Source organism: Rhodococcus sp. RCBS9 (assembly GCF_029457415.1).
Taxonomy (GTDB): domain Bacteria; phylum Actinomycetota; class Actinomycetes; order Mycobacteriales; family Mycobacteriaceae; genus Rhodococcus_F; species Rhodococcus_F qingshengii.
In genome coordinates this window covers 4,185,558-4,200,845 of the sequence record NZ_CP120422.1, presented here as the reverse complement: position 1 = coordinate 4,200,845, position 15,288 = coordinate 4,185,558, and the positions used below count along the sequence as shown (strand labels likewise).

14 protein-coding genes and 1 riboswitch are annotated in these 15,288 nt (G+C 63.9%); of the genes, 5 read left to right on the top strand and 9 right to left on the bottom strand.

Features of this window, described 5'->3' with window-relative positions:
* Positions 1 to 25: 25 nt before the first annotated feature.
* The 5 genes from P0M12_RS19775 to thiO all read right to left on the bottom strand — a co-directional run bounded on the left by P0M12_RS19775 (position 26) and on the right by thiO (position 3,951).
* The gene (locus P0M12_RS19775) at positions 26 to 796 is read right to left on the bottom strand and encodes an ABC transporter permease (protein WP_003945038.1); all 771 of its coding nucleotides are present in this window, start codon (positions 794 to 796) and stop codon (positions 26 to 28) included.
* Entirely contained in the window at positions 796 to 1,785 is a 990-nt protein-coding gene (locus P0M12_RS19770) for an ATP-binding cassette domain-containing protein (protein ID WP_046378165.1), read from the bottom strand. The genes P0M12_RS19775 and P0M12_RS19770 overlap by 1 nt, the downstream gene beginning before the upstream one ends.
* A gap of 129 nt (positions 1,786 to 1,914) precedes the next feature.
* Positions 1,915 to 2,667, bottom strand: a complete 753-nt coding sequence (locus P0M12_RS19765; RefSeq protein WP_007726857.1) for a thiazole synthase — start codon at positions 2,665 to 2,667, stop codon at positions 1,915 to 1,917.
* On the bottom strand, positions 2,660 to 2,875 hold the full coding sequence (gene thiS, locus P0M12_RS19760; protein WP_003944402.1) for a sulfur carrier protein ThiS: 216 nt from the start codon (positions 2,873 to 2,875) through the stop codon (positions 2,660 to 2,662). Before thiS ends, P0M12_RS19765 begins: the two co-directional genes overlap by 8 nt.
* Entirely contained in the window at positions 2,872 to 3,951 is a 1,080-nt protein-coding gene (gene thiO, locus P0M12_RS19755; RefSeq protein ID WP_003944311.1) for a glycine oxidase ThiO, read from the bottom strand. Before thiO ends, thiS begins: the two co-directional genes overlap by 4 nt.
* Positions 3,951 to 4,097, bottom strand: a riboswitch (TPP riboswitch). Its footprint overlaps the gene before it by 1 nt.
* A 26-nt stretch (positions 4,098 to 4,123) precedes the next feature.
* On the opposite strand from thiO, the gene thiE reads away from it, so the two are divergent.
* Both thiE and P0M12_RS19745 read left to right on the top strand, forming a co-directional pair.
* Positions 4,124 to 4,819: a thiamine phosphate synthase gene (gene thiE / locus P0M12_RS19750; RefSeq protein ID WP_003944422.1), complete on the top strand. Its 696-nt coding sequence runs from the start codon at positions 4,124 to 4,126 to the stop codon at positions 4,817 to 4,819.
* A gap of 248 nt (positions 4,820 to 5,067) precedes the next feature.
* On the top strand, positions 5,068 to 5,199 hold the full coding sequence (locus P0M12_RS19745) for a hypothetical protein (RefSeq protein WP_003944354.1): 132 nt from the start codon (positions 5,068 to 5,070) through the stop codon (positions 5,197 to 5,199).
* Positions 5,200 to 5,291: 92 nt separating this feature from the next.
* Here P0M12_RS19745 and P0M12_RS19740 read toward each other — a convergent pair whose 3' ends face one another.
* On the bottom strand, positions 5,292 to 5,936 hold the full coding sequence (locus P0M12_RS19740) for an NUDIX hydrolase (protein ID WP_158170276.1): 645 nt from the start codon (positions 5,934 to 5,936) through the stop codon (positions 5,292 to 5,294).
* A 158-nt stretch (positions 5,937 to 6,094) separates the two neighbouring features.
* On the opposite strand from P0M12_RS19740, the gene P0M12_RS19735 reads away from it, so the two are divergent.
* Genes P0M12_RS19735 through P0M12_RS19725 form a run of 3 tightly spaced genes read left to right on the top strand, consistent with a single transcriptional unit; the run spans position 6,095 to position 10,792 of the window.
* The gene (locus P0M12_RS19735; RefSeq protein ID WP_042452116.1) at positions 6,095 to 7,456 is read left to right on the top strand and encodes a hypothetical protein; all 1,362 of its coding nucleotides are present in this window, start codon (positions 6,095 to 6,097) and stop codon (positions 7,454 to 7,456) included.
* A gap of 14 nt (positions 7,457 to 7,470) precedes the next feature.
* Complete coding sequence (locus P0M12_RS19730; RefSeq protein ID WP_003944406.1) at positions 7,471 to 8,457, top strand: glutamate ABC transporter substrate-binding protein; 987 nt, start codon at positions 7,471 to 7,473, stop codon at positions 8,455 to 8,457.
* 7 nt (positions 8,458 to 8,464) lie between these two features.
* Complete coding sequence (locus tag P0M12_RS19725; RefSeq protein ID WP_158170278.1) at positions 8,465 to 10,792, top strand: serine/threonine-protein kinase; 2,328 nt, start codon at positions 8,465 to 8,467, stop codon at positions 10,790 to 10,792.
* A gap of 33 nt (positions 10,793 to 10,825) precedes the next feature.
* Here the strand turns inward: P0M12_RS19725 and P0M12_RS19720 are convergent, their stop codons facing one another.
* The 3 genes from P0M12_RS19720 to fgd all read right to left on the bottom strand — a co-directional run bounded on the left by P0M12_RS19720 (position 10,826) and on the right by fgd (position 15,266).
* On the bottom strand, positions 10,826 to 12,025 hold the full coding sequence (locus tag P0M12_RS19720; protein WP_277376733.1) for an acetate kinase: 1,200 nt from the start codon (positions 12,023 to 12,025) through the stop codon (positions 10,826 to 10,828).
* Positions 12,022 to 14,106, bottom strand: coding sequence for a phosphate acetyltransferase (pta, locus tag P0M12_RS19715; protein ID WP_042452123.1), 2,085 nt, complete (start codon positions 14,104 to 14,106; stop codon positions 12,022 to 12,024). Before pta ends, P0M12_RS19720 begins: the two co-directional genes overlap by 4 nt.
* Before the next feature lie 146 nt (positions 14,107 to 14,252).
* Complete coding sequence (gene fgd, locus P0M12_RS19710; RefSeq protein WP_054186924.1) at positions 14,253 to 15,266, bottom strand: glucose-6-phosphate dehydrogenase (coenzyme-F420); 1,014 nt, start codon at positions 15,264 to 15,266, stop codon at positions 14,253 to 14,255.
* Between the last annotated feature and the right edge of the window lie 22 nt (positions 15,267 to 15,288).

Below are 15,288 nucleotides of genomic sequence, written 5' to 3'. Positions count from 1 at the left end.
AACACCTACCGAGGGAGCGACAAGATCAGGCGTCGCGACGATTCACGATGACGATACTTGCTCCGAAAATCACCAGAACGAAGGCCGCGAAGTAAATCAGGCTGCCCCAGGGTCCCCAGTGGAAATCAAGGCTTCCGCCACCAGGGCTGAGGAAGTGGTTTGCATTCGCGAACGGCAGGAACGGAGTGATCTTCTCGCCGACACTGCCGAACAGTCCGAACAGGCTCTCGATGAGCAGCGGCCAGAGCAGGAGCAACGCAATAGCGCCGGCCGACTGACGGATGATCGATCCGACGCCGACAGCGAGGATCACGCACAGGAAGGCGTAAACCGGGATGCCGTAGATCGCACGCCAGTCATCGCCGGTCGACAGGGTCAGACCCGTGCTGGCCTCGGAACCGGCCATGGCCTTGGCCACCGCGTAGGACCCGAAAGCGAGGACAAACGTCAGCACCGCACCGAAGGCACCGATGAGGCCGGCCTTGGCGATCAGAACCGAGGCACGGTTCGGAACTGCCTGGAAGGTGGTGCGGATGGTCCCGAAGCGGTACTCACTGGTGACCGCGAGGGCCGCCATGATCATGAGAACCATGATTCCGAAACCCGAGATGCCGGCCGTGGCAACGGCGGTGTCGAGGTCCGGTGCTCCCTGGACGTCGGAGGACGTCAGAGCCGACTTGGCAACCGCGCCCATGATGGCCGCGAAGCCGAGCGCGAGCACGACGATGATGACCGAGCACCACAGCGGCGACTTGGTCGTGGTGATCTTGATACGTTCAGCACTGAGAACAGCCATTACAGTGCACCTCCCATAGCCTGCTGCGTGTTTGCCTGCTGTGTATTTGCGTGGTGGGCTCCGGCACCCGGATCGATACCGGATGCGTGGTACTGGACATCGTCCCCGGTCAACTTCATGAACGCATCCTCGAGCGACCCCTGCTGAGAAGCCAACTCGTACAACACGATTCCCTGCGAACCAGCCAAACCACCGATCACATCGGTGGTCGAATCCACCACCACCAATGCCGGGGCAACACCGGAACCGTCCTCACGCACCGTCAGCCCCTGCGAGAGCAACACACTGCGCAACGCATCGAGCTGAGGACTACGCACCCGCACCGTCGACTCCGACGAACGATCCACGAACTCCGCCACCGTCGAATCCGAAATCAACCGACCCCGACCGATCACCACCAACTGCTCCGCCGTGAGCGCCATCTCCGACAGAAGGTGACTCGACACCAACACCGTGCGGCCCTCGGCCGCCAACCGCTGCATGAACTTACGAATCCAGACGATGCCCTCCGGATCGAGACCGTTGACCGGCTCGTCGAACAACAACACCTTCGGATCCCCCAACAACGCACCCGCCAACCCGAGACGCTGCGACATACCGAGCGAGAACCCGCCGGCCTTCTTACCCGCCACCTCGGACAATCCGACCAACCCGAGCACCTCGTCGACGCGGGACTTCGGGATCCCGTTCGAAGCAGCCATCCACTGCAGATGCGCCCGCGCACTGCGATTGGGGTGCACCCACTTCGCATCCAGCAACGCACCGACCGTCCGCAATGGCGTCTTGAGCTCGCGGTACGGCTTGCCCTCGATCAACGCCGCACCCGACGTCGGCTGATCCAAACCCAGGATCATCCGCATCGTCGTCGACTTACCGGCACCGTTCGGGCCCAGGAAGCCCGTCACGATGCCCGGCTTGACCGTGAACGACAAATCGTCCACCGCTTTCGTCGGTCCGTAAACCTTGGTCAATCCCCTCAGTTCAATCATGAGGAGAACTTTGCCCTACCGGCAATGACCAGCACATCGGCCACAGGTCTAGTTCCGAGTGGTACTCAGGTAGGACACGAAGCCGGATAATCCGGGCATAACCCTGAGAAAACACCCGGAAATGGTCCGTCAGGACGATGCTTGGGCCCAGAACCGCTTGGGAATCCGGCCGGCGTGACGCGCTTCGAAACCTGCTACCACTGCGTGCCGCATCGCCGACGCCATCAACGCGGGATTCTTGGCCCGCGTCACCGCTGTCGCAAGCAGGACGGCGTCGCAGCCCAACTCCATGGCAAGGGTGGCGTCGCTGGCCGTTCCGATTCCGGCGTCGAGGATGACGGGCACACCGGCGCGCTCGACGATCATCTCGATGTTGTGCGGATTCGCGATACCCAGCCCTGTCCCGATGGGTGAACCGAGCGGCATGACTGCCGCGCAGCCGACCTCTTCGAGGCGAAGCGCCAGCACCGGATCGTCCGTCGTGTACGGCAGGACGGTGAATCCGTCGTCCACCAATTGTTCTGCGGCGGAGACGAGTTCGATTGCGTCGGGCAGCAGAGTCCGCTCGTCGGCGATGACTTCGAGTTTGACCCAGTTCGTCTCGAGCGCTTCGCGTGCCAACTGCGCCGTCAGGACCGCTTCGGCGGCGCCTCGACACCCGGCGGTGTTCGGCAACGGTTCGATTCCGAGGCGACGAAGCAGGTCCAGAACGCCGGTGCCGCCGGCCGCGTCGACTCGCCGCATCGCGACGGTGGTCAGTTCGGTACCGGAGGCGACAAGCGCTTCCTCGAGCACCGCAAGGTTGGCGGCGCCGCCTGTCCCCGTGATGAGCCGGGAACCGAAACTGCGGCCCGCGATAGTGAGAAGGTCCTGCTCAGCCACCCTGCACCGCCGTGAGGATCTCGATTTCCCAACCACGTCCGACGGATTCGTCCCAACGCCCGCGAGGAAAGAGCGCACCGTCGACGGCGACGGCGATGCCTTTGCTCGGCAACTCGAGGTGCGTCAGAAGTTCGGTCACCGTGACTGCTCGATCGAACTCGAGATCTTCGCCGTTGACGGTGATCCCGATCGGGACCTGCTCACTCATGAATTTTCCTTAGCTACTGCGAACCGCTCGGGTTCGGTTCCTTTTACCTCGACCAAAGATGTGCCGTTCAGCAACGCGACCGTCGCATCGGCGGTGACGGGCGTCAGCAGGACTCCGTTGCGGCCGTGCCCGGTGGAGACGACAACACGATCGGACACGCGCCCGATCAACGGCAGGTTGTCCGGCGTCATGGGACGCAGACCTGCCGCGCACTCGTACAGTTCGTATTCGCCGATCGCCGGCATCAGTGCCTCGGCGTCGTTGATCAGGTCCCGTACTCCGGCCATCGTGACCTGTGTGTCCTCACCAGACTCGTATTGTGTTGCGCCGACGACGATTCCGTCACCGCGCGGGACGAGGTAGGCGGGCCGCCCGTGGACGCTTCCGCGGATGGTGCGGCTGGGCGCCGGGGTGACTCCAGGCCTACTGCGCAAGCGAAGGATTTCGCCCTTGACCGGGCGTACAGGTAGCCCGGGCCACAGCTTGGGTGACGCGATACCGGCGGTGAGCACTATCTGATCGGTATCGAGTTCGGCGAGGTCGTCGACGGCCCGCGCGATCAATTCGACGCCGGATTCCGCACAGGCCTTCTGCAACGCCGCCAGCAGAAGTCTGTTGTCGACGGCGGACTCACCAACAGCCATCAACCCCGACCGGATGCCCCGGCCCAGCATCGGTTCGAGTTCACGGATGCGCGCGCGACCGAGAACTTCGAGTTCGTGCCCCTGCGAGCTCACCCACTCGGCGATGGTCTGCAGGTCCTGCGCGTCGGCAGCGTCGAGTGCAACCGTCAGCGAGCTGTCCGCGGTGAAGACCGATTGCCCGAATTTTCCGAGCTCCTCACCGAACGTCGGCCACCGTTCCAGGGACGCTGCACCGATTGTCAACGCGGTTTCTTCACCCGGCCAGCCTTCGGAAAGCGGGGCAAGCATTCCGCCCGCCACCCACGAAGCACCTGATCCAATGGACGGGTCGTACAACCGAACGGCCCACCCGTCGCGGGCTGCTCGCCACGCGATAGCGAGACCGATGACACCGCCGCCGACAACCGACACCGTACGAGCGTGTGTACTCACGAAACTCCACCTCCACTTCCTGCGCCGGCATGATCCGGGTCAGGTCTGACGGTCGGGATCTGGTCGCGATCCCCTCTCAGCCCTACGAACCTCGCAGTCACGACAAAAAGTGACGACGACGTTTCAGGACTCCCGTGTCGAACCTTGCTCCCTAGAGGCTACCGTTTGCTCCGTGCACCCCACACATCCCAGTAACGACATCGACCGGCGCGAGCGCCTGGCAGCAGCACGGCTGTACCTGTGCACCGACGCGCGCCGCGAGAAAGGCGACCTCGCGCAGTTCGCCGAGGCAGCATTGTCCGGCGGAGTCGACATCATCCAATTGCGTGACAAAGGCTCTGCCGGTGAGCGCGAGTTCGGCCCGCTCGAGGCCAAGGACGAACTGGTGGCGCTGGGCATTCTCGCGACCGCAGCGCGACGCCACGGCGCATTGTTGGCCGTCAACGATCGCGCGGATCTCGCGATGGCTTCCGGCGCCGACATCCTCCACCTCGGCCAGAACGACATTCCCGTCCCCTACGCGCGAACCGTTGTCGGTGAAGACGTAGTCATCGGCCGTTCGACGAGCAGTCGCGCGCAGGCGAGTCTGGCCGCCATCGAAGAGGGCGTCGACTACTTCTGTACCGGGCCGGTCTGGGCGACACCGACCAAACCGAATCGAAGTGCGTCCGGTTTGGAACTGGTTCGATCGACCGCCGACGCCGCACCGCCGCGGCCCTGGTTTGCGATCGGCGGCATCGACGAAGAACGTCTGCCAGAGCTGCTCGATGCCGGCGCCACGCGCATCGTCGTCGTGCGTGCAATCACGCAAGCATCGGATCCCCAGGCGGCCGCGCAACGCCTCGCCGCAGCCGTCGCTGGGCGCTGAAAGCCGGTAACTGGCGTTCGTCAAGTGTTTGCCGGGCGATTTCCGCACAGTTACGGGTCAGCACGCCTGACTCGAATTGTGAACGGAAGTTGTCCGATCAGACAACAAACTCCCAGTTCCTAGGTGCGATTGGATGTCCGAAAAGTCGGATTAAGTGATCTTGCTCACAGTTGCTTCGATTGCGTGTCACATCCCATTCGGTTTGTTGTAGTTTACCTCCAGTTACTAACTGAACCTAGGAGCACTAAATGGGATCCCTCGACACCGGCTCGCTCAGCACCGAATCGCTCGAAGACCTGAACCTCGGCAAGATCAGCGAGCTGCTCAAGCTCGGTATCACCGCGGTCAGCTTCATCACGGCGCTGAACTCGCTCAGCTGAGCCTCGTTTCGGTCGACGACCGAAACACCGAAGGGCCGGACTCCCGCGGAGTCCGGCCCTTCTGCTGTGTATGAACTGTGAAGACTCGACTGCTACGACTGGGTACTGCTCGCCTCGGACAGGTTCTGGTCGCTGCCTGCCTGGTCACCGCGTGCCTGGTCGCTGCCTGCCTGGTCGCTGCCTGCCTGGTCACTGCCGTGGCGGGAACTACCCGACAACCATCCGAATCCGCCGTCCTCGAGCACGACGGTGTGCGGATCGCCGTCCACGGCCACAACAGGCTCGGTCCGGAGGTCGGGCCATGAGGAACCGAAGCCCGGATGCAGCGGCAGTGAGTCGACGTCGGCTTCGCGTACCCACCGCAACTCGGTGCTCTCACCATTGGCAACCGTCGACAGTGGATGCGCCGCGTCAGCCACGACGGTGGTGTAAGTCCACCCGCTCTCGGCCCGCATCGTCACTACTTCCCCGCGGACACGGACGGCGTCCTCGGCGATACCTGCTTCTTCGTGTGCTTCCCGGACGGCAGCGTGCGTCGTGCTCTCGTGTGAGTCCCGCGCACCGCCGGGCAGTGCCCACGTTCCGCCCTGATGGCTCCACGCCGCACGATGCTGCAGCAAGACCATGGGTGATCCGTCCGAATCGGGGGCACGAAGAAGCAGTCCTGCAGCTCCGTGTTTACCCCAATGCCGAGTACCGTCCGATCCGATGGACCAACCGTCACCGTCACCACGCATCGACTACCTCGCTCCGCCTGCTCTCGCCGTTGTCCCACACTAACCGTTTCAAACTGCTCCAGGTGTAGGTGATGCTTATATGCTCGCGAAGATGCCCTGAATCATTTCTCGGCGGCATCATTTCTCGGTAGCCCGCCTACAGCGAAGTGAGGTGCTCGATGGTCGACCGTGTCGTCCCGTCCATCGAACCCCGGTCGCTGCCGCCCTCCGAGGCCACATCAGTGTCGGCGGAGGACGAGCAGGCACTTCTGCGGCGCGAACTGCAGGCCTTCATGTCCTCGACGCCTGGCCGGTTGACCGTCGTCGGACTGATCCTGATCGCGATCACTTTGATCGCCGGACTCCTCGCCACCGCAGCGATCGAGAACCGCCAGGCGAACCTCGACCTCCTCCTCGTCGAAACCGAGCCTCTCGCCAACTCGGCCCAGAATCTCTACAGTGCGTTGTCCTTGGCAGACGCCGCCGCGGCCACCGCCTTCATCTCCGGCGGCCTCGAACCCGCCGAAGTCCGCGACCGATACACGCAGTCGATCGGTGAGGCCTCTGCGGAGATCGTCCAGGCGTCGGCCGGTCTCGACTCGACCGATCTTGCCGGTCACAGCGCGTTGACCACCATCTCGACCGACCTCTCGGTCTACACCGGGCTGGTCGAAACTGCACGGGCGAACAATCGCGTCGGAAACCCGGTCGGGGCAGCATATTTGAGCGAGGCCTCCCAGTTGATGCAGACCTCGCTGCTGCCGATGGCCCAGCAACTGCACGCCTCGCAGGAGACGCTGGTCTCCCAAGTACAGCGCGATTTCGAGACTCCACCGTGGTGGCCGATCGTGGCGTTCGTCTTCGTGCTGTGCGCGCTGGTGGCGACACAGATGTACTTCTCCCGCAAGAGTCGCCGACGCTTCAATCTCGGGTTGATCCTTGCCTCGCTCGCGGTCGCTGCAGCTCTGCTGTGGCTGCTCACGGTCGGACTGGTCTCCGCACTGGCCACCGGGCGCGCGCTCGACGCCGGGGCCGAGCCACTGCACGAACTGACCGAGGCACGAATCATGGCGCAGCAAGCACGCACCGTGGAAACCCTCACGCTGGCGAGGCGGGATTCGACCGCCGAGGACAACGTGACGTTCACCCGCAAGGTCGATGCTCTGCGGGACATCCTCGAGGGCCTGCAAAGCGACGAACGCGCCCGAGTGAACAGCGAAGTGCTGACCGCCGCACTCGACTCGCGCCAGCAGTGGGTGGCTGCGCACACGCGCATGTACGACCGTCTCGGAAACGGCGACTTCACGTCCGCCGCAGCCATCACCATCGGCGCCGGAGAACAGGATTCGGCCGCGGAGTACGGAAAGCTCGATCACGAACTCTGGCAGGGAATCGTGGATTCGCGCACGAATCTTCGGTCCGACGTCTCGTACGCCTCCCGGGTGTTGGCTGCCTCCGCACCGGGCATGTCTGTATTGGCAGTTCTCGGAGTTGCCGGAATCTTCATCGGATTCTGGCCTCGACTGCGGGAGTATCAGTGACGGGAGTACCGGTGATGCGGAGGAAGAGCCCGGCCGTATGTGTCGCGGTTCTGGCAGCGGCCATGCTGGTGCTCGCCGGTTGCGGTGCGGATCGAGCCGAAGACTTGGACAACGCAGGCGCCACGTCGTACACGGAACCGCCGCTGCCGGCCGAGGCCACCATCGCTCCCAGCCCGACACCGACGACTACCGCGTCGTGCACCAACCTCACCGCGAGCCTGCGGCCCACCCCCGCAGACGCATCTCCGCAGCCACCCACGCCGAGCCTCGACGCCATCCGCGCCCGCGGGCGGCTGATCGTGGGCCTGGACACCGGTTCCAACCTCATGAGCTTTCGCGATCCGGCCACCGGGCGCCTCGAGGGTTTCGACGTGGACATCGCCCGCGAAATCGCCCGAGATCTGCTCGGTGACCCGGAGAAGATCGAGTACCGAATCCTGACGTCGGACGATCGGATCGCCGCGCTCCAGGAATCGATGGTCGACGTGGTCGTCAAGACCATGACCATCACGTGCGAGCGGCGCGAGAAGGTCGACTTCTCGACGCAGTACTTCTCCGCTGAACAACGAATTCAGGTCTTGCAGGGGTCATCCGTCCGCGGCATCGACGACCTCGCAGGCAAGCGGGTCTGCGCTGCCCGGGGAACGACCTCGGCGACTCGAATCCAGCAACTCCAACCCGAAGCCACCGTCGTCACCGTCCCGATGTGGTCCGACTGCCTCGTCGTCCTCCAGCAGGGGCAGGTGGACGCGATCAGCACCGACGACACGATCCTCGCGGGCCTCGCCTCGCAAGACCCGTATCTGATGATGGTCGGTGGCTCACTGGGCGTCGAACCGTACGGAATCGGAGTGAACAAGGACAACCCCGACTTGGTCCGATTCGTCAACGGAACACTGGATCGGATCCGGAGCGACGGGACCTGGAACCGTATCTACGACCGCTGGCTCAGCGTCCTCGGTCCTTCGCCCGGTCCCCCGCCGGCCGTCTACCGGGATTGAGGCTGACATGACCGAAGAAACCGGCCCCGAGCCCGACGCCACGCAGGCTTCCATGCGTCCCGAACCCGAAGCCACCGGCGCCTACGAGCGGCCCGAGCCCGAAGCCACGGGCGCCTACGAGCGTCTCGAACCGACCTCGGCCCAGATACGAGCAACCACGCCGTCCGCGTCCTCCTCCCCGACCGGCCGCTCCACTCGATCCCGCCGCAGCCGGTCGGGGCGAAAGCTGCGCCTCGGCGGCGGCCTGGTCGAGGTTCCCCCCGTCCCGCAGATCGACCCCGCATCTGCGGTGATGAGTGACCCGACCGTCCCCGAGCGGAAACGCTTCTGTTGGAAATGCAACGAACCAGTCGGTCGTAAGAGCGCAAGCACCAAGGCAACTCAGCACGGCACCTGCCCCAAGTGCGGTTCCACTTTCGACTTCCGCCCACTTCTCGAAGAGGGCGAATTGGTGTCCGGTCAGTACGAGGTTCAAGGGCCCATCGCGCACGGCGGCCTGGGATGGATCTACCTCGCGATCGATCGCAATGTCAGCGACAGGTGGGTAGTTCTCAAGGGGCTCTTGCATTTCGGTGATTCCGAAGCGCAAGCCGTTGCGGTGGCCGAGCGTCAGTTCCTCGCCGAGGTCGCCAACCCCAGCATCGTCAAGATCTTCAACTTCGTCGAGCATCCGCGCCCGGACGGCACACCCATGGGGTACATCGTCATGGAGTACGTGGGTGGGCGATCATTGCGCGAGGTGCTGGCCGAATTCCCGGACGGCAAGCACATGCCGATCGAGCAGGCAATCGGCTATGTACTGGAAATCCTTCCGGCGCTGAGCTATCTGCATTCCACCGGCCTGGCCTACAACGACCTCAAACCCGAGAACGTGATGGTCACCGAGGATCAGTTGAAGCTGATCGATCTCGGCGCCGTGTCCGGAATCGAAGACTACGGGTACCTGTACGGTACCGCCGGCTATCAAGCACCCGAGATCATCGAGACCGGTCCGACCATCGCCTCCGACATCTTCACCGTTGGAAGAACACTCGCGGTTCTCACCCTCGACATGCCTTCGAAGCACGGACGGTACCTCGACGGCCTTCCCGAACCCGAGGACGAGCCACTACTGCGCGACCACGAGTTCTTTCACCGTCTACTGCTACGCGCTACCGACCCGGATCCGAAGAAGCGATTCCAGTCCGCCGAGGAAATCGCGGGACAACTCACCGGCGTTCTGCGAGAAATCCTCGCCGAGCAGACCGGGCAGGAGAATCCCGGACTCTCGCTCGTGTTCAGCAGGCAGCGAACGTCTTTCGGCACCGATGAACTGGTCGGGCAAACCGATGTGTACGTGGACGGTGTCAGCCACGACGCCGCTCTCGATCCGCGCGAAGTTGCGCACGCACTTCCCATTCCGTTGGTCGACCCCACCGATCCCAGCGCGCCGTTGCTGGCGGCAGCGGTGCACAGCGAACCGTCTCAGACTCTCGATGCTCTCAAGCATGCCCGCGAGAACGGAATCGACCGAACGTCAGGCACACCGGCGGCCGCCGTCTCGGGCGAAGTTCGACTGGCCGAGGCCAAAGCTCATCTCGATCTCGGTGATCCGGAAACCGCACTGACAGTTCTGGGCGAACTCCAGCAGAACATCGGGGACCACTGGAAGATCGAGTGGTATCGAGGACTTGCGGCGTTACAACTGGACCGATTCGAGCCCGCTTTCAGTCACTTCGAGACAGTTCTCACCGCACTGCCCGGCGAGGCTGCACCAAAGCTGGCGTTGGCAGCGACGGCAGAACTGATCCTCCAGCACTGGGAGAGCGACGACCCGGACCAATGGTGCCGCTTCTCCGAGAAGTACTACCGCACCGTCTGGCGGACCGAACGGAACTACGTCAGCGCAGCATTCGGGCTCGCCCGACAACTCGCCGATCACGGCAACAAGAAGGCAGCCATCGCCGCCCTCGACGAAGTACCCACGTCTTCCCGGCACTACAACGTCGCACGGATGTCCAGCGCTCTGACGATGCTGTCCGGCGTTCCGATCGCCGAACTCGACGAATCGACTCTGCGGGAAGCCGCCCGTCGTGTTCGGGCGCTGCCTGCTGAAGAGAGCCGAAGCCTGCAGATGCGAACCCTGGTGTTGGGCACGGCCCTCGATTGGATTCGCTACGGCAATCGCTCGCACACCGAACTCGAACCCATCCTCGACCTGCCCTTCACCGAGCAAGGTCTGCGCACCGGAGCCGAAGCCTGCCTTCGCGCCCTCGCTCGCGCCACGACCTCCCGCACGCACCGCTACGCCCTCGTGGACCGGGCGAATGCGGTGCGTCCGCGCAGCAATTTCTGACGGACGCCCCGAGGTTTACAGTGCTGCAGAAACCTACAGTGCGGCCACCAAAGCCTTCGCCGCGCGGGCGATCGCCAACTCCTCGTTGGTGGGGACCACCAGCAGCTCGACAGCCGACGAGGATGCGGAGATACGACGCTCGTCGCGACTCTTCGCCTCGTTGAGAGCCGGATCGACCTCGATACCGAGACGGGAAAGCCCGGCCAGGCTGTCGCGTCGTACGTCGACGTTGTTCTCGCCAACACCGCCGGTGAAGGTGATGACGTCGACGCCACCGAGTTGAACGATGAAGGCGCCGATGTACTTACGGAGCATGTGTACGTAAACGTCGTACGCAAGTTGTGCGTCTTGGTCGCCGCCCTCGATCAGTGCGAGCAGGGCACGGAAATCGTTGACTCCCGACAGTCCCTTCAAACCGGAGCGCCGGTTGAGGAGGTCGTCGATCTCGTCGACCTTCATTCCCGAGTTGCGATTGAGGTGCAAGATGATGCCTGGATCGATGTCGCCGCTGCGGGTGCCCATGACAAGACCCTCGAGCGGGGTGAGGCCCATCGTGGTGTCGATGGCCTTGCCGCCCTTGATTGCCGAGGCCGAAGCGCCGTTTCCGAGGTGCAGGACTATCTGATTCAGCTCGGCGGGATCCTTGCCGAGGAACTCCGCGACCCGTCCAGACACGTATTCGTGTGAGGTCCCGTGGAAGCCGTACCGGCGAATCTGGTTGGCCTTGGCCACATCCCGATCGATCGCATAGGTGGACGCCGCCGCGGGCAGTGTGTGAAAGAAGGCGGTGTCGAACACTGCGACGTGCGGAACGTCTGGCAGTTCTTCGCGCGCCACCTCGATACCGATCACGTTGGCGGGATTGTGCAGCGGCGCAAGGTTCGACAGATCTTCGATGGCTTTCACGACGCCGTCGTCGATGAGAGTCGGCGAATAGAAGATGTCACCACCGTGCACGACTCGGTGACCGACTGCGATGATTCCGGCCTCACTCAGCGGCCGCCCGACCTCGGCGACGATGTCGAGCACCATCTTCAGACCTGCGCGGTGATCGGCGATCGGAAGGCTCCGGTCTTCGACTCCGGTGCGGTGGTTGTAGACGATGTGGCCGTCGGGCTCACCGATGCGCTCGATGAGACCGTGTGCCACCGATTCCGCCGTATCCGGATGCACGAGTTGAAATTTGATGGATGACGAGCCGGAATTGATGACCAGTACGGTGCCGTCGCTCACGCTTGCGCTCCCTGTGCCTGTATTGCCGTGATAGCCACGGTGTTGACGATGTCCTGGACCAACGCTCCACGCGAGAGGTCGTTGACCGGCTTGTTCAGTCCCTGCAGAACCGGCCCGACGGCGATAGCACCGGCGCTACGCTGCACTGCCTTGTACGTGTTGTTGCCGGTGTTCAGGTCCGGGAACACGAACACCGTTGCTTTGCCCGCCACCAGCGAATCCGGCATCTTCTTGTCGGCGACACTCTGCTCGACGGCGGCGTCGTACTGAATGGGCCCTTCCACCAACAGATCCGGTCGACGCTCGCGCACCAAAGCGGTCGCGGTGCGAACCTTGTCGACGTCGGCTCCGCTGCCCGAATCGCCGGTGGAGTACGAGAGCATCGCGATGCGCGGATCGATCCCGAACTGCGACGCCGTCTGTGCGGACGAGATCGCGATGTCCGCCAACTGCTCCGACGTCGGGTCCGGAACCACGGCGCAGTCACCGTAGGAGAGAACGCGGTCGGCCAGGCACATCAGGAAGATGCTCGAGACCGTCGAGACACCGGGGGCGGTCTTGATGATCTCGAACGAGGGTCGAATCGTGTGAGCGGTGGTGTGGGCGGCACCGGAGACCATGCCGTCGGCAATTCCCAAGTGCACCATCATCGTTCCGAAGTACGAGATGTCGGCGATCACCTCGCGGGCCCGCTCGATGGTCATGCCCTTGTGAGCACGCAGCGCGGTGTATTCCTGTGCGAAGCGCTCGGTGTACTCGGACTGCGCGGGTGCGAGTACCTGCGCGCCGCTGATGTCGACGCCGAGTTCCGCTGCGCGTCGACGCACACTGGGTTCGTCACCGAGGATCGTCAGGTCGGCAACCTGGCGCTGCAGCAGCCGGCCGGCCGCGCGCAGGATCCGGTCGTCGTCACCCTCAGGCAGGACGATGTGCTTGCGATCGCGTCGAGCACGATCGATCAGCTTGTACTCGAACATCTGTGGGGTCACGACGGACGGGATCGGCAGTGCCAGTCGGTCCATCAGGACGTCGGCGTCGACGCGCTGTTCCATCAAGCTCAACGCGGTGTCGACCTTGCGCTGCGAACCGACTGCCACGCGTCCGCGGGTTTGGGCTGCGGCGCTTGCGGTGTCGAAGGTACCGAGGGTTGTCGTCAGGATCGGAAGACGCTGTTTGAGGCCGGCCATCAACGCCGCGATGGCCGGGTGCGGCGTGATCCCGCCATTCATGATGATGCCCGCGAGCGACGGAAATCCCTCCGCCTCATGCGCATTGAGCAACGCGAGCAGTACGTCCGAGCGATCGCCCGGTGCGATGACGACCATGCCCTCGACCAGACGCTCGAGGATGTGCTCGGCGGTCATGCCGCCCACCATCACCTTGAGCGCTTCGCGGTGCAGCAGTTCCGGGTCACCCGAATACAACTCGCCGCCGGTGGCCTCCATCAACTCGGCCATCGTGGGCGAGACGAGCAACGGAATCTCCGGCAGGCTCCACGTCGGAACACCGATGTCGGACAGCGCTGCGGTGACCTCGTCGAGCTTGTCGGGATCGCAACGATTGGCGACGACCGCGAGCAGATGAGCGTGGTTGGCGGCCAACTCGGCGGCGCATAGATGCGCGAGCTGGGCGACCTCCTCGACACTGCGCCGAGCGCCGCGTACCGCCAGCAGAACCGGCGCGCCGAGGTTCACGGCGATGCGGGCGTTGAAGCTCAGCTCGCTCGGGCTTGCTACGTCGGTGTAGTCACTTCCGATGATGACGACGGCGTCGCACTGCTCGGCCACGGTGTGGTACTTCGCGACGATGTCGGCCAGCGCGGCTTCAGGATCGGCGTGAACCTGCTCGTAGGTGACGCCGAGTGCGTCGGCGTAGGAGAGATCGGCGGTGGTGTGCTCGAGCAGCAGTTCGAGGATGTAGTCGGTTTCCTCGGTAGAGCGGGCGATCGGGCGGAAGACACCGACCCGGGCGACGGTCGCGCACAGCATCTGTAGCACGCCAAGCGCGATGGTGGATTTTCCGGTATCACCTTCAGGAGAGGCGACGTAGACACTCGACACGGCAGCGGGCGCTTCTGGCATGCCCAACAGCCTAGTGTGGGCCGCCGCCCACCTTGCGACTGATCGTGGTCACGCTCACGCTCGTGCCGACAACCGGCGGCTACGAGAAAGACGAACGGTGCCTGCCACACGTCGAGTGGCAGACACCGTTCAGTTGATCTCGAGGATCAGCCCAGAGCACGCAAGCGAGGCGCGAGGTCACGCTCGAACAGTTCGAGGAACCGGCGCTGATCATGGCCCGGTGCGTGGAACACCAGGTGATTGAGACCGGCATCGACGTAGGCCTTGACCTGCTCGACGGCGTCGTCCGGATCGGAAGCGACGATCCAGCGCTTGGCCACCTGCTCGATGGGCAGAGCGTCGGCAGCGGCTTCCATTTCGATCGGATCCTCGATGCTGTGCTTCTGCTCCGGCGTCAGGGACAGCGGAGCCCAGAAGCGGGTGTTCTCGAGTGCAGCCTCCGGATCGGTGTCGTAGCTGATCTTGATCTCGATCATCTTGTCGATGTCGGCGACGTCGCGCTCGGCCTTGGCTGCGCCCTCGGTAACGGCTGGAAGCAGCTTCTCGGTGTAGAGCTCCATGCCCTTTCCGGAGGTGCAGATGAAGCCGTCACCGGCACGTCCCGCGTACCGGGCGACAACGGGTCCGCCGGCCGCGATGTACACGGGAATGCCACCCTCGGGAACGTCGTAGATCGACGCGCCACGAGTGGTGAAGTACTCGCCTTCGAAGTCGACACGATCGCCCAGCCACAGCTCACGCATCAACCGCACGGACTCACGCAGCCGCGCGAAGCGTTCCTTGAACTCGGGCCACTCGCCCTGGAAGCCGGTGGCGATCTCGTTGAGAGCCTCACCGCTGCCGACGCCGAGCATGATGCGTCCCGGGTAGAGACATCCCATCGTCGCGAACGCCTGAGCGATGACTGCCGGGTTGTAGCGGAACGTCGGCGTCATCACGGACGTGCCGATCTGCACGCGCTCGGTGCGCTCACCGACGGCGGTCATCCAGGCGAGCGAGAACGGTGCGTGGCCACCGTTGTGGCGCCACGGCTGGAAATGATCGCTCACCGCAACGGAATCCATGCCGTGCTGCTCTGCCAGAACTGCCAGCTCTACCAGTTCGCGAGGGCCGAATTGCTCAGCCGATGCCTTGTATCCGAGCTTGAGTTCCTGCGCCACAGTGCACTCCCTTGTCGTCTGT